The organism is Rhodococcus oxybenzonivorans, from assembly GCF_003130705.1.
GTDB lineage: Bacteria > Actinomycetota > Actinomycetes > Mycobacteriales > Mycobacteriaceae > Rhodococcus_F > Rhodococcus_F oxybenzonivorans.
This window is the reverse complement of record NZ_CP021354.1, coordinates 5,629,806-5,651,593: the sequence shown is the minus strand read 5'-3', so window position 1 is coordinate 5,651,593 and position 21,788 is coordinate 5,629,806. Positions and strand designations below refer to the sequence as shown.

At 68.8% G+C, this 21,788-nt stretch carries 1 protein-coding gene and 1 pseudogene; both read left to right on the top strand.

Features of this window, described 5'->3' with window-relative positions; translation table 11 throughout:
- Positions 1-34: 34 nt before the first annotated feature.
- The gene (locus tag CBI38_RS26110; RefSeq protein WP_472515506.1) at positions 35-21,523 is read left to right on the top strand and encodes a non-ribosomal peptide synthase/polyketide synthase; all 21,489 of its coding nucleotides are present in this window, start codon (positions 35-37) and stop codon (positions 21,521-21,523) included.
- A gap of 31 nt (positions 21,524-21,554) precedes the next feature.
- A pseudogene (locus CBI38_RS26105) lies at positions 21,555-21,749 on the top strand (DNA alkylation repair protein); the annotation flags it as partial.
- Positions 21,750-21,788 lie beyond the last annotated feature (39 nt).

Genomic DNA, 21,788 nt, shown 5'->3' with positions numbered 1-21,788 from the left:
GGATCCGGCCACGACGGTGGGGGACATCGACGTCATGGGCGCGGTCGAGCGCGGCCTCGTGCTGGACCAGTGGAATCACGCGGGCGTTCGCGCCGGGTCGCTTACCCTCGTCGAATTGTTCGCACGCGCGGCGGCCCGGACCCCGGAGGCCGTCGCGGTGGTGTGCGGCGAAGACAGGATTACCTACGCCGCGCTCGAGGAACGCGCAAATCGGTTGGCCCGATTGCTGATTGCGCGTGGTGTCGGTACCGAATCGCTGGTCGCCGTGATGGTGGACAGGACACCGAACCTGCTTGTTGCGTTGCTGGCGGTGCTCGGGGCCGGCGGCGGCTACGTCCCGGTCGACGTCAGCTATCCGGCCGAGCGCGTTGCCGCGATGTTCGAGGATGCGCACCCGGTGTGTGCTGTGGTGAGTGCGGAGTTCGGGGCCCTGGCGCCGGACGGCACCGCGCTGGTGGTGATCGACGATCCGGCGACGCACCGCGCCCTGAACAGCTTCTCGGGCCTGCCCGTCACCGACTCGGACCGGTTGCGTCCGCTACGGGCGGACGCCGTCGCCTACGTCATCTTCACGTCGGGGTCGACCGGACGCCCGAAGGGTGTGCAGGTATCGCACCGCTGTGTGGTCGCGTTGCTCGCCAACACCCGGGACCTGTTCGGGTTCGACTCGTCCGATGTGTGGACCCTCTTCCATTCGTACGCCTTCGACTTCTCCGTGTGGGAACTGTGGGGGGCACTCGTCCACGGTGGCCGGCTGGTCGTGGTCGACTACTTCACCGCACGGTCGCCCGATACGTTCCTCGAACTGCTGCACCGCGAGCGGGTGACGGTGTTGAACCAGACGCCGACCGCCTTCTACCAGCTGATGGAGGCGGATCGTGCGGCGAGCGCGGTCGAGGACGCCGCCGACGGGGCGGCTCTGTCGTTGCGGTACGTGATCTTCGGTGGTGAAGCGCTCGACATCGGTCAACTCGGCCGGTGGTACTCCCGGCACGACGACCGTGCACCCGTACTCGTCAACATGTACGGCATCACCGAGACCACGGTGCACGTCAGCTTCCTCGCACTCGATCGCGCGCTGGTGTCCGCGGCGTCCGGGTCGGTGATCGGCGGCGGGCTCCCGGGGTTGCGGGTGTATGTCCTCGACGGCAGGCTCCATCCGGTGCCGCCCGGTGTGGTCGGCGAGTTGTACGTGTCCGGCGAACAGGTGTCCCGCGGGTACGTGGGCCGATCCGAGCTGACGGCACACCGTTTCGTTGCCGACCCCTTCGCCCGCGACCGGGTGGGTGCGCGCATGTATCGTTCCGGCGACATCGTGCGGTGGGGCCCCCAGGGCCGGCTCGAGTACGTGGGCCGCAGTGACTTCCAGGTACAGCTTCGCGGCTTCCGGGTCGAACTCGGCGAAGTGGAGGCGGCCCTTGCCGCGTGTGCCGGGGTGGCGCAAGCGGTGGTCGTGGTCCGCGTCGACGACCGTGACGGCGATCGGTTGGTGGGGTACGTCGTTCCCGAGGCGGGCGCCGCCGTCGACCCGGCAGCGGTACTCGATGCGGTCGGGTCGTCGGTACCCACGTACATGGTGCCGTCGGCAGTGGTGGTTCTCGACGCGCTGCCTCTGACCGTGAACGGCAAGCTGGATCGTAAAGCGCTGCCGGAACCGGACTTCGGCACGGCGACGGTTGGGTTCGTCGCTCCCCGTAACCCGGTGGAGGAGATCGTCGCCGCGGTGTTCGCCGACCTTCTCGGCATCGCGCGCGTGGGCGCGCACGACAACTTCTTCGACCTGGGCGGCAACTCGCTGACCGCCACCCGGCTGGTGGCGCGCATCAATGGCGCAGTCGGGGACCGTCTCGGCGTGCGCGACGTGTTCGACGCTCCCACCGTGGCCGGGCTCGCCGCCCGTGCCGAGGCGGGGATCGCGGTGGACTGGGCGCGGCCGACGCTGGCCCCGAGGGATCCGGCGCGCGAGGTCCCTGTGTCGCTTGCGCAGCAGCGGATGTGGTTCATCAACCAATTCGACACCGCCTCGGCGGCCTACAACGTGGCCATTGCCCTGCGGCTCGCCGGCACGCTCGATGTACCTGCCCTGCAGGCGGCGATCACCGACGTCGTCGAGCGGCACGAGTCGCTCCGCACCGTCTTTCCTCTGACCGATCGGGGGCCGCGGCAGGTGATACTGCCCGCCGCTGAGGTGGTGCCGATTCTTCACCCGGAGCCCACCACCGGGCTGGACAACCTCCGCGAGCAGGTCGACCGGTTACTGTCGACGGGGTTCGACGTGACGGTGGAAACCCCGCTACGGGCCCGGCTGTTCGAGCGGGGCGTGGCCGAACACGTGCTCGCCGTCGTGGTGCACCATATCGCCGCCGACGGCTTCTCCATGGTGCCTCTTGCTCGCGACGTTCTGGCCGCGTACACCGCCAGACACCATGAGACTGCACCGGATTGGCGCCCCCTGCCGGTTCAGTACGCCGATTACACCCTGTGGCAGCGGGACTGGCTCGGTCCCGAGGACGATCCGTCGTCGCCGCTCGCACGTCAACTCGGCTACTGGACCACGACTCTCGCCGACCTTCCGGACGTGCTGGAACTTCCCACGGACCGGCCGCGTCCGCCTGCCCGTTCTCTGCAGGGCGGCCGGGTCGAGTTCAGGATTCCTCCCGAACTCCACAAGGACATCGTGCAGGTCGCGCGCACCCACGGCTCCACCGTCTTCATGGCCCTGCACGCGGCCTTGGCGGTGTTGCTGTCGCGGCTGAGCGCCTCGGACGACATCGCCGTCGGCACCCCGATCGCGGGACGAGGCGAGGCCGCGCTCGACGACGTGGTGGGAATGTTCGTGAACACCCTCGTGCTCCGCACCCGCGTCGACGGAGCCCGCACGTTCGCCGAACTCCTCACCGGCGTACGTGAGACCGACCTGGGTGCGTTCACCCATGCGGACGTCCCGTTCGAGCGGGTCGTCGAAAGCCTGCGACCCTCGCGGTCGACGGAGTATTCGCCGCTGTTCCAGGTGATGCTCGAATTCCAGAACACCGAGCGGCCCGTACTGGAACTGCCGGGTCTGCACGTCGAAGCGCTGGACCTCCCCTTCGACACGATCAACTTCGACCTGCAGGTAAGCATGCGCGAGAACACCGACAGTGACGGCGCTCCCGCCGGTGTCACCGCCGCGCTCGGGTACGCCACCGACATCTTCGACGAAGGCACCGTGGCCGGCTTCGCGGAGCGCCTGGTCCGGATCCTGGCCGCAGTCGCGGCCGATCCCGACGTCCGGGTCGGCGACGTCGACGTGCTCGCCCCACTGGAACGGGCCGCCCTGACCTCGGTGACCGGCGGCCCCGGCGTGCCTGCGCGCACGTTGCCCGAACTGCTGGTCGACGCCGCCGTCGACCCGGCCGCCGAGGCGCTGTCCTCCGAGGGGCGGCGCGTGACCTACCGTGACCTCGACGACCGGTCGAACCGGCTCGCGCGACTCCTGATCGCACGCGGGGTGGGTCCGGAACATGTGGTCGCGCTGGCTTTGTCGAGGTCGATCGAGTCGGTAACGGCGGTGTGGGCGGTGGCGAAGTCCGGCGCCGCCTTCGTGCCGGTCGACCCCAACCATCCCGCCGAGCGCATCGAGTACATGCTCGACGACTCCGGCGCCGTGGCCGGCCTCACGACGGCCGAGCTCCGGCCGTCCCTTCCGGGTGCGCTCCCGTGGCTGGCGCTCGACGATCCCGGGATGGAGGCGGAGCTGGCGCTTCTCCCGGCGACGGCGGTGTCGGATACCGACCGGACATCGGCCCTGCAGGTCGATCACCCGGCGTATCTGATCTACACGTCGGGTTCGACCGGCAGGCCGAAGGGAGTGGTGACCACGCACCGTGGCCTGGCGAATTTCGCTGCGGCGCAGCAGCGCACGTTCGCCACGACGTCGGCGACACGAGCGCTGCACTTCGCCTCCCCGAGCTTCGACGCCTCGATTCTCGAGCTGATGCTCGTGGTGGGACCGGGCGCCACGATGGTGATCGCGTCGCCGTCCGTATTCGGCGGCGAGGAATTGTCGGACCTGCTGCGTCGTGAGCGGGTCACCCACTGCTTCGTGACGCCTGCGGCACTGGCCTCCGTCGATCCGGCCGGGCTCGACGACCTGGTCTGTGTGGTCACGGGTGGCGAAGCCTGCCCGCCCGAGCTGGTGGCACGCTGGGCGCCGGGCCGGAACATGTTCGACGCCTACGGGCCGACCGAGTCGACGGTGGTGTCGAGTATCAGTTTCCCGATGGTGCCGGGTGAGCCGGTGACCATCGGGGCACCCACTCTCGGCTTCGGTGAGGCCGTCCTCGACGCGCGGTTGCAGCCGGTGCCGGTGGGAATCGCGGGTGAGTTGTATCTTGCCGGTCCGGCGCTCGCGCGCGGGTATCACCGCCGCTACGCCCTCACCGCCGAACGTTTCGTCGCCAACCCGTTCGGGCCGGCCGGCAGCAGAATGTACCGGACCGGTGACCTCGTGCGGTGGATGAAGGACGGGCAACTGGAGTATCTGGGGCGCACCGACTTCCAGGTGAAGATCCGCGGCTTCCGGATCGAACTGGGCGAGGTGGCCTCGGCGTTGCTCGCACACGAGGATGTGGCGGCCGCCGTCGCGGACGTGCGGCACAGTGCAGGGTCGGCCGATCGCCTGGTCGGGTACGTGGTTCCGGTGCCCGGGGCCGACCTCGACACGGGGGTGCTCCTCGACTTCGCCGGTTCGCGCCTGGCGTCGTACATGGTGCCTGCCGCGATCGTGGTGATCGAGGCGCTGCCGCTGACCGTCCACGGAAAGCTCGACCGGAAGGCATTGCCGGAACCGGATTTCGGCGCTGTCGTCACCGGCGGCCGGGCGCCGGGCACGGAGACGGAGGAACTGCTTGCCGCGTTGTTCCGAGACGTGCTGGGACTGGACTCGGTGGGGGTGGAGGACTCGTTCTTCGCGCTGGGCGGCGACAGCATCATGTCCATCCAGTTGGTCGCGCGGGCGAAGGCGGCGGGTCTGATCCTTTCACCGCGTGATGTCTTCGAGCGTCGCACCGTGGCGGGCCTGGCTGAGGCGGCACACCGCGAGCGACCGGATTCTGTTGTCCTCGAGGAGCTTCCCGGTGGCGGTGTCGGTGCGGTACCGCCGACGCCCGTCGTCGCGTGGATGCTCGACCGCAGCGGGGGCAAACTGAACCGCTTCTCCCAGGCGGTGCTGGTGACGGCGCCCCCCGGGCTCACCCACGAGGACCTCGTCGGTGCCGTCGGCGCGGTGCTGGATCGTCACGACATGCTGCGCGCACGACTCACCCGGGACGACGGGCAGGAAGGACTGGGCGGGCAGTGGGGAATGACGGTGCTGCCGTCGGGGTCCGTGTCCCCGGAAGCGGTGATCCACCGCGTACCCGTCACCTCGCTCGACGGCGGGGAGTTCGCCGCGATCGCGGCCGCCGAACTCGATGCGGCGGCGGACCGCCTGGATCCGGCCACCGCGAGCATGGTGCAGGTGCTGTGGTTCGACGGCCCCGGCGGGCTCGGACGTCTGCTGCTGGTCGCCCATCACCTGGTGGTCGACGGGGTGTCGTGGCGCATCCTGATCACCGATCTGGCTGCGGCGCACGCACGCATCGCCGAAGGCTTCACCGCCGCGTTGCCGGGCATCGGCACGTCGATGCGGAGATGGGCGCACGGACTGGTGGACGCCGCGGAACGACGAAGCGACGAAGTCGAGCTGTGGCAAGCCATGCTCGACGGAGCCGACCCACTCCTCGGCTCCCGGCCGCTGGATCCGGCGATCGACGTCGACACTGCACAGGGCAGTATCACCGTCGAGGTTCCGCCGAGCGTGACGGGCGCCCTGCTCACCACCCTTCCCGCGGCGTTCCACGGCACCGTCGGCGACGGCCTTCTCACCGCGCTGGCGCTCGCCATGATCCGCTGGCGTCGGCAGCGCGGTGTCGACACGACCGATGCCCTGATCAATCTCGAAGGCCACGGTCGCGAGGACCACGTCGTCCCCGGTGCCGACCTGTCCCGGACCGTCGGCTGGTTCACCAGCCTGTTTCCCGCACGTCTCGACCTCACCGGTATCGATGTCGATGCCGTCCTCGTCGGCGGTGCCGCTGCCGGAACCGCGATCAAGACGGTCAAGGAACAACTCCTCGCGATCCCCGACCACGGGATCGGGTTCGGGCTGCTCCGGTACCTGTACCCGGAGACCGGGGAGATGCTCCGCCGGTTCCCGCCGCCGCAGGTGAGCTTCAACTACCTCGGCCGGGTGGCGACCAGTTCGGGTGATGTGCCCTGGCTTCCCGTCGAGGGTAGCTCCGATCTCGGGGGAACACAGAACCCCGACATGCCCGTGGCGTGGGTCGTGGATGTCAACGCCGCGACGACCGTCCGGGACGGTGACCCCGTCCTGGCGGCAACGTGGACGTTCCCGACCGGTGTGCTCCGCAGTGCGGACGTGGAAGAGCTCGCCGACCTCTGGGTTCGGACCCTCACCCTGCTGGCCGAACACGCGAACCGGCCTGACGCCGGCGGCCTGACGCCGTCCGACCTCGATCTGGTGTCCCTCGGGCAGGCGGACATCGACCGCCTGGAGAACGCATATCCCGCACTCGCGGACATCTGGCCGCTGTCGCCGTTGCAGGCGGGCCTGCTGTTCCATGCCCAGTTGTCCGAGGAACACGTCGACGCCTACATGGTCCAGTTGGTGCTCGACCTGCACGGCGTCGTCGACGCCGGCCGCCTGCGCCGCGCCGCGCAAGGCCTGCTCGACCGGCATTCCAACCTGCGAGTGGCATTCGCCGAGACCAGCACGGGACCGGTGCAGGTAGTCCTCGAATCCGCCACGGCGCCGTGGTCACACATCGACCTGTCTGGGCAGCCGAGCTCCCGGATCACCGCGGAAGTTGCGGCGGCGATGGCCATGGACCGCGCCCTCCCGTTCGATATGTCCGCGGCCCCGCTGCTGCGATTCACGTTGCTGCACACCGCACCCGGCCGTTACCGACTGGTGCTCACGCACCACCACATCCTTCTCGACGGCTGGTCGACGCCCTTGGTGATCAAGGACCTGCTCGTCCTGTACGCCACCGCGGGCGACACCACCGCGCTCCCGGCGGTCACCTCCTACCGTGACTACCTTCACTGGATTGCGACACAGGATTCCGAACGGTCCACCGGCGCCTGGGTGTCCGCACTCGCCGGCGCGGACGAGCCGACCATCGTGGCACCCGGCGCGCGCGGCGAGCCGAGCTTCGCCGACCCGGAGGACGTCCGCCTGGACGTGGGAGACGAGAAGACCCGGGTGCTCGAGGGACTCGCCCGCGCACGCGGTCTCACGACCAACACGCTCGTGCAGGTCGCCTGGGGGCTGGTACTCGCGACACTGAGCACCCGCGAGGACGTCACGTTCGGAGCCACGGTGTCCGGACGCCCGCCCGCGATCGCCGGGATCGAGTCGATGGTCGGCCTGTTCATCAACACCGTGCCCGTCCGGCTGCGCCTGCGCCGCGAGGAGACACTCGCCGAACTCCTCGAACGGTTCCAGGCCGAACAGTCGGCCCTCCTCGACCACCACTACGTGGGCCTGACAGAAATTCAGCGCGCCGCTGGAGACGGTGCCGTCTTCGACACGTTGACCGTGTTCGAGTCGTATCCGGTGGACCGGATGGGGTTGTCGGAGAACACGGACATCGACGGCATACGGCTCGCAGGGGTAGAGGGGATCGACGCCACCCACTATCCGCTCACCCTGATCGCGCATGTGGACACGGCACTGCATCTGCGACTGCGGTACCAGCCGGCCGTGATCGACAGCGAGTTCGCCGAGTCGGTGGCGGCCCGGGTTGCCCGGGTCCTGCAGATCATGCTGTCGGACATCGACATTCCGCTCGCCCGGCTGACCCTGCTGTCGGAGGCGGAACTGCAGGAATACACCGCCGTGTCCGGCGCACCGTCCGGCGCACCACGCACGCTGCCCGAGTTGCTCACCCAGGTGGCCGGCGAGCGTCCCGGCGCCGCCGCACTCCTCTTCGAGGGACGGGAGACGAGTTACCGCGAACTCGACGAGCGATCCAACGCCCTGGCTCGCGTGCTGATCGCGCGGGGCGCCGGACCGGAAACGTTCGTGGCACTCGGCCTTCCGCGCTCACCGGAGTCGGTGCTGTCGGTGTGGTCGGTCGCCAAGGCTGGTGCTGCGTTCGTGCCGGTGGACCCGAACTATCCCGCCGACCGCATCGAGCACATGCTCGCCGACTCCGGTGCGGCGCTCGGGGTGACGACCTCCGCGTACCGGCACCGCCTACCCGATTCGGTGCCGTGGCTGGTGCTCGACGACCCGGATATCGACGACACTCTGGCCGCCGCGTCCTGTGCTCGCGTCACCGACGTCGATCGCCGTTCACTGCTCGTCGTCGACCACGCCGCGTACGCGATCTATACGTCCGGCTCGACCGGCCGACCGAAAGGTGTCGTGCTCACCCACCGCGGACTGGCGAATCTTCTCGCCGAACAGAGCGCGCACTACGTCATCTCTCGTCAGGCGCGCTGCCTCCACATCTGTTCTCCCAGTTTCGATGTGGCCATCCTCGAGCTGATCCAGTCGTGCGCCGCCGGGGCGACGCTGGTCATCGCGCCCCCCGGGATCTACGGCGGTGCGGAACTCGCGGCGCTGCTGCGGCGTGAACGCGTCACCCACGCGTGCATTACTCCGGCGGTACTCGCCACGGTGGACCGCGACGGCATCGAGCACCTCGAGGTGCTCGTGGTGGCCGGCGATGCGGTCGGTGACGAACTGGTGGCCAACTGGGGTGTGGGCCGGGCGATGTTCAACGGGTACGGGCCTACCGAGGCCACGATTCTCACCACGTTGAGCCGGCCGATGATGCCGGGTGAGCCGGTCACGATCGGCAGCCCGGTGCGCGGCATCACCCTGTCCGTTCTGGACCCGCGACTGCAGCCGGTGCCGGCCGGGGTGCCGGGCGAACTGTACATTTCGGGACCGGCCCTGGCCCGCGGGTACCACCGTCGTCCGTCGCTCACCGCCGAACGGTTCGTTGCCAATCCCCACGGCGCCGGCCGGATGTACCGGACCGGTGATGTCGTGCGGTGGCGCCGCGACCACACCCTGGAGTATCTCGGACGCAGCGACTTCCAGGTCAAGATTCGCGGGCAGCGGGTCGAGCTCGGGGAGATCGACTCCGTCCTCACCACCCACCCGAATCTCGACTTCGCCGCCACCGTGGGAAGGCCCGGTCCGCTCGGCGACACGGCGTTGGTGTCGTATGTCCTGCCGCACGATGGTGACGAAGTGGTGGCGCCGGAGGTACTCGCGTTCGCGGGACGCATCCTGCCCAAGTACATGGTTCCCGCCGCCGTCGTCGTACTCGACGAGATCCCCCTGACACCCGTCGGCAAACTCGACCGGAAAGCGTTGCCGGCGCCCGACTTCGCGTCGACGTCCACGGGTTTCCGGGCGCCTGCCACACCGGTCGAAGAGGCTGTCGCACGGGTCTTCTCGGAGGTCCTTGGAATCGCGCGGGTCGGGGTCGACGACAGCTTCTTCGAACTGGGCGGTGATTCACTCAGCGCCACCCGCGCGGTCGCACGCATCAACGCGGCACTCGACGCCGGGGTCGGGGTGGCCGCCCTGTTCGACGCACCGGTAGTGGGAGACCTCGCCGTGCGGATCGAGTCGGCGGCCACCGCGAGTGTTTCCTCGGAGGCTCTCACCGCCCGGCCGCGTCCCGAGCGGGTACCGTTGTCGCTGGCGCAGCAGCGCATGTGGTTCATCAACCAGTTCGACACCTCGTCGCCGGCGTACAACATTCCGATCGCACTGCGACTGACCGGTGTACTCGACCGTGCTGCCCTGCTCGCGTCGGTCGGTGACGTCGTGGAGCGGCACGAATCCCTGCGCACCGTGTTTCCCGGTTCGATCGACGGGCCGCACCAGGTCATCGTCGATCCGGGGCGGGCAACCCCATCCCTGCACCCGGTCACAGTGTCCGGTGACCATGATCTGCGGGACGCGATCGCCGCCCTGGCCGCCACCGGCTTCGATGTGAGCGTCGACGTGCCGTTCCGGGCGACTCTTTTCGAGGTCGATGCCGAGTCACACGTTCTTGCCATCGTCGTCCATCACATCGCGGCCGACGGGTTCTCGATGATGCCGCTGGCCCGCGACATCATGCTCGCCTACACCGCTAGAACTATGGGGGAGACACCCGCGTGGACTCCGCTGCCGGTGCAGTACGCCGACTTCAGCGTGTGGCAGCGGGGCGTTCTCGGCGCCGAGGAGGACCCCGACTCTGTTCTGTCGAGACAACTCGGGTACTGGACCCGCACCCTGTCCGGGATACCGGAGGTGCTGCAGATCCCGCTGGACCGGCCGCGCCCGCCCCAGCGCTCGTACCGCGGCGACGTCGTGGAGTTCACCGTGCCCAAGCAGCTGCACACAGCGCTGAACGAGATTGCCTCCGAGCATAATTCGACGCTGTTCATGGTGGTGCATGCCGCCTTCGCAGTGCTGCTGTCGAGGTTGTCCGGAACGGACGACGTTCCGATCGGCACACCGGTCGCCGGCCGGGGGCAGGCGGTACTCGACGACGTCGTGGGCATGTTCGTCAACACCCTGGTTCTACGAACTCCGGTGGACGGCGGGGCATCTTTCTCCGAGGTGCTGACCGCGGTGCGGTCGGTGGACCTCGGTGCATTCGAGCACGCCGACATCCCGTTCGAGCGGCTGGTCGATCAGCTCACCCCGGAGCGGTCGACCGCTCACGCCCCGCTGTTCCAGGTACTCATCGAGTTCCGCAACGCCACCGGCACCCGCCTCGAGCTGCCCGGCCTCGTCGTCGACTCGCTCGAGGTCGATCTCGGCGTCGCGAAGTTCGACCTCGAACTGAGCCTCGCCGAACACGTCGACGAGGACGGCGCCCCCGCCGGAATCGGCGCGGGTCTCCGATACGCCACCGACGTGCTCGATCGCGCATCCGTCCTCCGTCTCGGGGAGCGCTTCGTGCGTCTACTCGAATCGGTGACCTCCGACGCGTACACGCCCGTCGGGGACATCGACATCCTCGACCCCGGCGAACGCGACCGCCTCCTGCCCGTCGCCGCCCCTGCCGCGGCCGAGCCGGCCGAGCCGGTGACGACACTGCCGGAGCTCTTCGCCCGTGCCGCGGAACGGAACCTCGCAGCGACGGCCGTCGTGTACGAGGGCGCTTCGCTCACGTACCGAGAACTCGACGCGAGGTCGAATCGCCTCGCACGGCTCCTGATCGCCCGAGGCGCAGGCCCCGAATCGCTGGTAGCGGTGGCCACAGCACGATCCCTCGAACTCGTGGTGGCGTTGCTTGCGGTGGTGAAGTCGGGCGCAGGGTACGTTCCGGTCGACGTCACATACCCGGCCGAGCGGCTGGCTTTCCTGTTCGCCGACGCACGACCGGTGTGCGTGCTGACCACCGAGGCAGAAGCCGAATCGGTGCGCACGCAGGGCTTTCCGACCATTGTTGTGGACAGCCCCGACACCGTGGCCGAATTGGGCGGTGTGTCGGCCCTGCCGGTGACCGACGCGGAGCGGACCGGACCCCTGCACCCGGATGCCGTCGCGTACGTCATCTACACCTCCGGGTCGACGGGGCAACCGAAAGGCGTTCAGGTATCGCACCGCAACGTCGGCACCCTCTTTGCACAGACTCAGCCGCTCTTCGGGTTCGATGCCTCCGACGTGTGGACCATGTTCCACTCTGCTGCGTTCGATTTCTCCGTCTGGGAGTTGTGGGGTGCCCTCCTCCACGGCGGACGGCTCGTGGTGGTCGACTACTTCACGACGAGGACACCCGACACGTTCCTGCGATTACTCCGCGACGAGCGGGTGACCGTGCTGAACCAGACGCCTACCGCCTTCTACCAGCTGGCGGAGGAGGACCGGGTGGCCGGCGGCACCGAGTTGGCGCTGCGTTACGTCATCTTCGGCGGTGAAGCCCTCGACCTGGCGCAACTGACCCGCTGGTACAGCCGGCACGACGACTCGGCGCCGACGTTGGTCAACATGTACGGCATCACGGAGACGACCGTGCATGTCAGTCACCTGCCGATGACCGAGGCGCTGGCCGCCGGGGCCTCGGCGTCCGTCATCGGGCGGGCACTCCCGGGACTGCGCGTGTACGTGCTCGACGGGCGACTCCACCCGGTGCCGCCCGGAGTGGTGGGGGAGCTCTACGTGTCGGGCGCGCAGGTCTCGCGCGGATACCTCGGCCGGTTCTCCCTCACCTCCACCCGGTTCGTCGCAGATCCGTACGTGCCGGGTTCCCGGATGTACCGGTCGGGCGACCTGGGTCGGTGGAACGCGGACGGGCAACTGGAATACCTCGGCCGCAACGACTTCCAGGTTCAAGTGAAGGGCTTCCGGATCGAGCTCGGTGAGGTGGAATCCGCGCTTCTCGCCTGCGAAGGGGTGGCGCAGTCGGTCGTGTTGTCGCGCCGTGAACGATTGGTGGGCTACGTCGTACCCGAGGCTAGCCGGTCGCTGGACCCGTCGTGGATCATCGAAACGCTGGGCGGCCGGCTGGCCGCGCACATGGTTCCGGCCGCCGTGGTGGTGCTCGAGAGCCTGCCGCTCACGGTGAACGGAAAGCTCGACCGGCGTGCGCTGCCTGATCCCGACTTCGGGCGGCAGGTGTCGATCGGGCGTGTTCCGGCAACCGAGACGGAACGCATACTCGCAGATTTGTTCGCCGAGGTGCTGGGCCTCGAGTCGGTCGGCGTCGACGACTCGTTCTTCGCCGTCGGCGGCGACTCCATCATGTCGATCCAGCTCGTCACCCGGGCGAAGGCGTCCGGGGTGGGCATCACCCCGCGGGACGTGTTCGAGCGCAAAACCGTGGCCGCCCTCGCCGAGATCGCGACGGCGGGAGAGCAGGCGATCACCCTCGACGAGTTGCCCGGGGGAGGCGTCGGCGAGGTTCCCCTCACGCCGATCGTGCAGTGGATGCTGGGCAGGGGAGGAGACTTCCGCCGGTACTCGCAGGCCGCACTGTTCACCACCCCCGCCGACCTGGACGCGGCCACGCTGACGGCGGCCCTGGAGGCGGTCCTCGACCGTCACGACATATTGCGGGCCCGACTGTCCCGAAGCGAACGGGCGGAGCACGGTTGGTCGATGGTGGTGCAGCCGACCGGCTGGATGCGGGCCACCGCGGTCGTGCGCACGGTGCCCCTCGACCTCCCGGACACCGAGCGAGGAGCCGAGGAGACGTTCGGTGACATCGCCGCGCGGGAACTCGACGCGGCCACCGACCGGCTGGACCCGGAGTCGGGTGTGATGGTTCAGGTGGTGTTGTTCGAGAGCGCGGCCACCCCCCGGACCGCCGGACGGCTGCTGATCGTCGCCCATCACGTCGTCGTCGACGGGGTGTCGTGGCGGATCCTGATCCCCGACCTCGCCACGGCGTGCGCCCAGGTGCAGTCGGGGGTGCCGCCGGCCCTGCCCGCCGTCGGAACGTCGATGCGCCGGTGGGCGCACGGGCTTGCCGACGCGGCGCTGGAACCGAGTCGCACCGAGGAACTCGCGTTGTGGCGAGGGATGCTCGGCGCACCGGACCCCCTGCTCGGCTCCCGAACCCTCACCGCATCCGACATCCGGACCGCCGAGGTCGAGGTACGGGTGCCGGTGGACGTGACCGAGGCGCTGCTGACCGCGGTCCCGCAGGCCTTCCACGGCAGCGTGGGGGACGGCTTGCTGACGGCCCTGACCCTGGCGCTGGTGCGATGGCGGCGGGCACGCGGAATCGAATCCGAGGGCGCTCTCGTCACTCTCGAAGGACACGGACGTGAGGAGCAGGTGGTTCCGGGGGCCGATCTCGCCCGGACGGTGGGCTGGTTCACCAGCATCTTCCCCGTCCGGCTCGACCTCACCGGGGTGGACGTGGACGACGCCTTCGCCGGAGGCCCGGCGGCGGCGGTCGCGCTCAAGGCCGTGAAGGAGCAACTGCACGCCATCCCCGACCACGGCATCGGTTTCGGCCTTCTGCGGTATCTCAATCCCGAGACGGCGCTCCCGCTGTCGGCTCTGCCTTCACCGCAGTTGAGTTTCAACTACCTCGGCAGGCTTGGTGCCGCCTCCTCCGGGGACGGCGATTGGACCCCGATTTCCGAGGCCGGACTGGCCGAGGCAGCACACACGGGTCTGCCCGTGCCTGCTGCGGTCGACGTGAACGCCAGAACCACCGACTCCGGCGCGGGCGCCGAACTGGCCGCCACGTGGGCGTTCCCGCTCGGGGTGCTCACCACAGCGGATGTCGGTGAGCTGGCGCAGCTGTGGGTGTCTGCCCTCGCCGCGCTGACCACGCAGGTGAAGTCCGGGGGTGGCGGTTTCACCCCGTCCGATCTGAACCTGGTCCGTCTCGATCAGGGTGCGATCGACGACCTGGAGCGGCGTTACCCGTCGATGATCGACGTGTGGCCGCTGTCGCCGTTGCAGGCGGGCATGTTGTTCCATGCCGAGCTGGCCGACGAGTCGGTGGATGCCTACCTCGTCCAACTGAGCCTCGAACTCGACGGCCACGTGGACGCGTCCCGGCTGCACCGGGCGGCCGCCGCACTCCTCGAGCGGCACCCCAATATGCGCACCGCCTTCGTCCACGACACCGAAGGGCGGGCCGTGCAGGTCGTAGAACGCGGAGTGACCGTGCCGTGGCGGGAGATCGACCTGAGCACGTTCGGTGACGAGGGAGCCGTCGTCGAACTCGAGCGGCTGCTCGCGGCCGACCGGACCACCCCGTTCGACATGGCGACGGCCCCGCTGATCCGGTTCCTGCTCGTGACCATGCCGGGCGGTCGATACCGGCTGGTGTCGACGAACCATCACATCCTCCTCGACGGCTGGTCGATGCCGTTGCTGATCCGGGAACTGCTCACGCTGTATGCCACGGACGGCGACCTGTCACCGTTGCCGCGGGTGCGCGACTATCGCGACTACCTCGCGTGGATGACCGGACGCGACCCCGATGCGTCGGCCCGGGCGTGGGCGAACGCCCTTGCCGGCGTGGAGGAACCGACGTTGCTCGTCCCCGGGGACCGCGCCCGGCGCCTCTCCACCGTGTCGCGGGAGTGGGTGTTCGACCTCGACGAGGACCAGACCGACCGCTTGCGCGAGTACGCGCGTTCGCGGGGGCTGACCCTCAACAGCATCGTGCAGACCGCCTGGGCAATCGTGCTCGGGATGCTCACTGGACGAGGCGACGTCGTCTTCGGCGCGACCGTGTCCGGGCGGCCGCCGGAGCTGTCCGGCATCGAGACGATGATCGGCCTGTTCATCAACACCGTGCCGGTGCGGGTGACGTTGCGCCCTGACGACACGCTGGGCGCGCTCCTCGAGCGGGTGCAGGCCGAACAGGCGGCCATGCTCGACCACCACTACACCGGTCTCGCGCAGATACAGGAAGTGGCGGGGGCGGGCGTGGGGTTCGACACGCTGACGGTGTTCGAGTCGTATCCGGTGGACCGCGCCGGGATGTCGGAAGACACCGATATCGCGGGCCTGCGGGTAATCGGCGTGGAGGCGGCCGACGCCGCCCACTACCCACTGAGTCTCGTCGCCTCGGCGGAGGCCAGGCTGCATCTGAAGTTCGAGTACCTTCCCGACCTCTTCGACGCGCCCGCGGTCGAGAGCATCGCGGGGCGGGTGGTGCGGGTACTCGAAGCCTGTGGCGGTCCCGACGTGCCACTCGCGGGACTGTCGCTGCTCACCGATCGCGAACGCGACACGTTGGTGCCGGTGCGCGGCGCGCCGGGCGTCTCCACTCGAACGCTCGCACAACTATTCGCGGACGCGGCCGCGCAGGATCCTGATGCGGTGGCGCTCTCGTCGGGCGAGCGTGACGTGTCCTACCGGGAGCTCGACGAACTGTCGAACCGCCTCGCGCGCGTCCTCCTCTCCCGCGGCGCCGGCCCCGAAATCCCTGTGGCCGTCGGCATTCCGCGCTCGGTCGAGTCGATGCTGTGCCTGTGGGCGGTGGCCAAGGCCGGGGCCGTCTTCGTCCCCGTCGACCCGAATTATCCCGACGAGCGCATCGCGCACATGCTCACCGATTCCGGATGCGCCCTCGGCCTGACGACGGCAGAACATCGGCCCCGGCTGCCCGGCGACACCACCTGGCTCGTTCTCGACGAACCGTCGTTCGTCGACGAGTGCGCGTCCGCGTCCGCGGTGCCGGTGACCGACAACGAACGCGCCGCTCCCGTCACACTCGACAGCGCCGCCTACCTCGTCTACACGTCGGGTTCCACCGGTCTGCCCAAGGGTGTCGTGGTGTCGCATCGCGGCCTCGACAACTTCGCGCGCGAACAACTCGCCCGCTTCAGCGCCGGTCCTGGGTCCCGCACACTGTACTTCTCGACACCGAGTTTCGACGGGGCCGCGTTCGAATACCTGCTGGCGTTCGGAGCCGGAGCGACGATGGTGATCGCACCGCCCACGATGTTCGGCGGTGACGAACTCGCCCACCTCATCGCACGCAGACGTGTCACGCATGCGTTCGTAACCACCTCGGCGCTCGCGTCCCTCGATCCGGCCGGACTGGAACACTTCACCGACGTCACCGTCGGCGGGGAAGCCTGCCCACCCGACCTCGTGTCCCGGTGGGCGCCCGGGCGCCGGCTGTACAACGGCTACGGGCCGACCGAGACCACGATCATGTCGAACATCAGCGAGCCCCTGGTAGCCGGTGAGCGCGTCACGATCGGCGGACCGATCCGCGGGGTCACCGAGCTGGTGCTGGACGCCCGCTTGCAGCCGGTGCCCGTGGGTGTCCCGGGAGAGCTGTACGTGGCCGGGGCGGGCCTGGCTCGCGGCTACCACCGCCGTCCCGGGCTCACCGCCGAACGTTTCGTGGCCGACCCCGCAGGATCCGGCGAACGCATGTATCGAACCGGCGATATCGTGCGCTGGACTGCCGACCGGACCATCGAGTACGTGGGCCGTCGCGACTTCCAAGTGAAGGTTCGTGGATTCCGCATCGAGCTCGGCGAGATCGACGCCAACCTCACGGACGAGCGGGACGTCCGATTTGCGGTCACCGTCGCGCATCGCGGTCCCGCGGGCGACACGCTCCTCGCGTCGTATGTGGTGCCGATACCCGGCCGCCAACTCGACACCGCCGAGATCGGCCGGCACCTCGCCGAACGTCTGCCCGGCCACATGGTGCCGTCGTCGATCACCGTGCTGGAGAAGATTCCGCTCACCGCGGTCGGCAAGCTCGACCGCAGGGCACTGCCGATACCCGATTTCGGACTTGCCGCAGGCGAATACCGCGCGCCCGCGAATCCGGTGGAGGAGACGGTGGCCGACACGTTCGCCGAGGTCCTGGGCATTGACCGGGTAGGTGCGGACGACAACTTCTTCGACCTCGGCGGCAACTCCCTCAGCGCCACCCGCGCCGTGGCCCGCCTCCGCGGTGCCCTTGGTGCCGATGTCGGCGTCCGGGTGCTGTTCGAGGCGCCGACGGTCGCCGCGTTGGCCGCGCGCATCGAACACGCGGGCGCAGGCCCGTCGGGTCGCCCCGCCCTCACCGCGGGGCCTCGTCCCGACCGCATCCCGCTGTCGTACGCCCAGCAGCGCATGTGGTTCATCAACCAGTTCGATACGTCGTCGCCGGCATACAACATTCCGATGCTGGTGCGGCTCACCGGCGAACTCGACGTCGAGGCACTGGCTTCCGCGCTCACCGACGTCGTGGCCAGGCATGAATCGCTGCGCACCCGTTTCCCGCTCAGGGACGGTGAGCCCGTGCAGGAGATACTCGAACCGGCGGTTCCCGATCTCATGCCGATCGCCCTCACCGACGAGTCCGTGCTCGGGCAGGAACTGACGCGATTCGTGTCGACCGGTTTCGACGTCACCACCGCCCCGCCGCTGCGCATCGCCCTGTTCTCGCTCGGCGACGCCACTTCCGTACTCGCCGTGGTGGTCCACCACATCTCGGCGGACGGATTCTCGATGGCGCCGCTGGTGCGCGACGTGATGATCGCCTACGAATCCCGCGTGCGGGGCCTGCCACCGGCCTGGACGCCGCTGCCCGTCCAGTACGCCGATTACACGTTGTGGCAGCGGCGACTGCTGGGCTCCGAGGACGATCCCGAGTCGTTGCTGTCGCGGCAACTCGCATTCTGGGAGTCGAACCTGTCCGGGCTCCCCGAACTCCTCGAGCTTCCCACCGATCACCACCGGCCCGCTCAGCAGTCGTTCATCGGCGACCGGGTGCGGTTCGTGGTGGACGCCGAGCTGCATGAGCGAATTCGGGCAGCGGCGCGTCTGCATCACTCGACGGAGTTCATGATCATGCACGCCGCGCTGGCCGTGCTACTCGGCCGCCTCGGCGGTACCGGGGACGTCGTGATCGGCACCCCCATCGCCGGACGTGGGGAAGCGGCACTCGACGATCTGGTGGGGATGTTCGTCGGCACGCTCACCCTGCGCAGTACCGTCGAACCGGGACAACCCTTCTCGGGTCTCCTCGCGCAGGTGCGGGACGCGGACCTCGCTGCGTTCGCGCATGCCGACGTTCCCTTCGAGCGCGTGGTGGACGCGGTGGGACCGGTGCGCTCTACCGCTCATTCACCGATCTTCCAGGTTTCCCTGGAGTTCCAGAACAACGAGCGCCCCGTGCTGGCATTACCGGGACTGCGAGTAGAGGGCCTCGACCCTGCCCTCGACGTCGTGAAGGTCGACCTCGAGGTAATTCTCGCCGAGAAATTCGACGCGGACGGCGCGGCGGACGGGATGGACGGTGCCATCGACTTCGCCACCGACCTGTTCGACGCGAGCACGGTCCAGGGCTTCGCGGAGCGGTTCGTGCGTATCCTCACCGCCGTTACGGCGGAGCCGGGAATCCCCGTCGGCGACATCGAGATACTTCGCGCCGACGAGGTCGCGGAACTGACGCCTGCCCGGGGACCGCTCGATGCGCCCGCTCTGTTGTTGCCGGACCTGCTGGCTGCGGCAGCCGAGCACAACCCGGCTGCGGCAGCGATCCGTTATCAGGGTCGGTCGATGTCGTACCGCGAACTCGACGAGGCCTCGAACCGCCTGGCGCGCAGACTGATCGAGCTGGGGGTCGGACCGGGAACTTCGGTGGCCCTGAGCGTGTCGCGGTCGGTCGAGTCGGTGCTGTCGGTGTGGTCCGTCGCCCGGACCGGCGCGGCGTTCCTGCCGGTCGATCCGGGATATCCCCTCGAACGGATCGAGCACATGCTCGCCGACTCCGCCGCGGTGTCCGGCATCACGGTCCGCGCACATCGAGATCACCTGCCCGACCTCGTGACCTGGCTCGTGCTCGACGATCCGGATGAAGAGAACCGGATAGCCGCACAGTCGCCCGACCCGGTCACCGATGCTGATCGCACTGCGCCGCTGCACGAATGGCATCCCGCCTACCTGATCTACACGTCGGGCTCCACCGGAATGCCGAAGGGTGTGACGGTCACCCACCGTGGCCTGGCGAATCTGGCGGCCGAGGAACGCGACGTGCTGGCCGTCACCGATCACTCCCGGGTGCTGCACTTCGCGTCGCCGAGCTTCGATGCGTCGGTATTCGAATTGGTCATGGCATTCTGTGCGGGTGCCACCCTGGTGATCGCGCCGCCCACGATCTATGGCGGCACGGAACTTGCCGAACTTCTCGGCAGCGAACGAGTGTCCCACGGGTTCGTCACCCCCACGGCGCTGGCATCGATGGACCCTGTCGGCTTCGAATCCTTGCGGACGCTGGTCGTTGCCGGAGAGGCGTGCCCACCGGAACTCGTCGCCCGCTGGGCACCGGGCCGCCGGATGTTCAATGCCTACGGGCCCACCGAAACCACGATCATGTCGAACATCAGTGCCGCTCTGGTGCCGGGTGAGCCGATCACCCTCGGAGCTCCCACCCGGGGGGTGTCGGAGGTGGTCCTCGACTCCCGCCTGCGGCCGGTTCCGGTGGGCGTGGTGGGTGAGCTGTACGTGTCGGGGCGGGCACTGGCCGCGGGCTATCACCGACGGCCTGCGTTGACGGCGTCGCGTTTCGTGGCCGCCCCCTGGGGTGCTCCAGGGGAGCGGATGTATCGCACCGGTGACGTGGTGCGCTGGCGGTCGGACGGAACGCTGGAGTATGTGAGCCGCAGTGACTTCCAGGTGAAGATCCGCGGTTTCCGCATCGAGCCCGGAGAGATCGACGCCGCTCTCACCGATCACCCCGCGGTCGGGTATGCCGTGACGATCGGCCGGTCCGGGCCGAGTGGCGAGTCACTCCTCGTGTCCTATGTGCGCCCGGCGGGAGGCGGGAACGTCGACACCGCCGAACTGATCCGCTTCGTCGGTGAGCGGCTACCCGCACACATGGTGCCCGCCGCCATCGTCGTGCTCGATCAGATTCCGCTGACCCCGGTGGGAAAGTTGGACCGCGCCGCCCTGCCGGCGCCGGAGTTCCTCTCCGGGCACCGGTTCCGGCCACCCGCGAACGATCTCGAGGCGGTGGTCGTCGACGTCTTCACCGAGATCCTCGGCCTCGACGGAATCGGTGCTGACGACAACTTCTTCGAGAGGAGCGGCAACTCACTGCTCGCCACCAAGGTGGCCGGGGCACTTCAGCAGAGACTGGACCGAAAGATCCCGTTGCAGTGGATGTTCCTCGATCCGACACCGTCGGGGATCGCCCGCCGACTCGCCCTGCCGACTGCCGCGGGAGGAGTGGAGGATGTGCTGGCGGTGCTGATTCCGTTGCGCAGCGAGGGCACAGAGCGCCCGCTGTTCTGCGTGCACCCCGGCATCGGACTCTCCTGGGGGTACGCCGGCCTCGTCCGTCACCTGCCCGCCGACCGCCCCGTCTACGGACTGCAACTGCCCACGATCAGCGGTGACGGCGAATACTCGTCCCTCGAGCAACTTGCGCACCGCTACGTCGAGGAAATGAAGGCAATCCAACCCGAGGGTCCGTACGACCTGCTCGGCTGGTCGCTCGGCGGCGTGATCGCCCACGCCATGGCCGTCGAACTACAACACGACGGTGACGAGGTCGGGGTGCTGGCCGTGATGGACAGCTATCCCGACAACGGTGAGGACCCGCTGTTCGGGAAGCTCGACATGCGCGATCTCCTACGCGGACTCGGACTCGTCGTCGACATCGAGGGCGACCTCACCTACGAAGAAGCTGCCCGGCTGCTCAACGAATCCTGGGGAACCGACTCCGGGGTGCGAGCCGAGCATCTCGAGCGGATCAACGCCGGGTACGAGAACTCCCGAAACCTGGTCCATCGGTTCGTGCCGCAGGTGTACGAGGGCAGCCTGCTCATCTTCCCGGCGACCGCCGCCGACGACACCACCACGCGACCGCGGTCGGCGCAGGAATGGCAACCCCTCGTCACCGGAAACATCGACGAGCACCCGGTCGACTGCGGCCACAACGACATGATCGAGCCGCAGTCCGTCGCCGTCATCGGACCCGTGCTGACGCGATACCTCGAAGCCCGAGGGGGGCCGACGCCATGACGCTGCTCGCCACCTGGGCCGCCACCAACCTCCGGATCGCCTGCAGTGGGCGATGAATTCCTGCTTGGCGCAAATCGGAATCGAGCACGCCGAGCACCGAGCACGCGCCATCGACATCGGCGAGCGGCTGCACGTGCTCGAGGATTACCCGACGCCCCCGAACTGCACCTCACCCTTCGCGCCGGTCTGGATCACCGAGATGGTGAACCGACAACAGGAGAAGTAGGAGCATTCGAGCTCACGTCCGTGGCTCCACTGCTCATCG

What these genes read in the sequence shown, in the direction of transcription:
- CBI38_RS26110 (WP_472515506.1), top strand. Translation starts at nt 35, where the DNA reads ATGGGCGCGGTCGAGCGCGGCCTCGTGCTGGACCAGTGGAATCACGCG.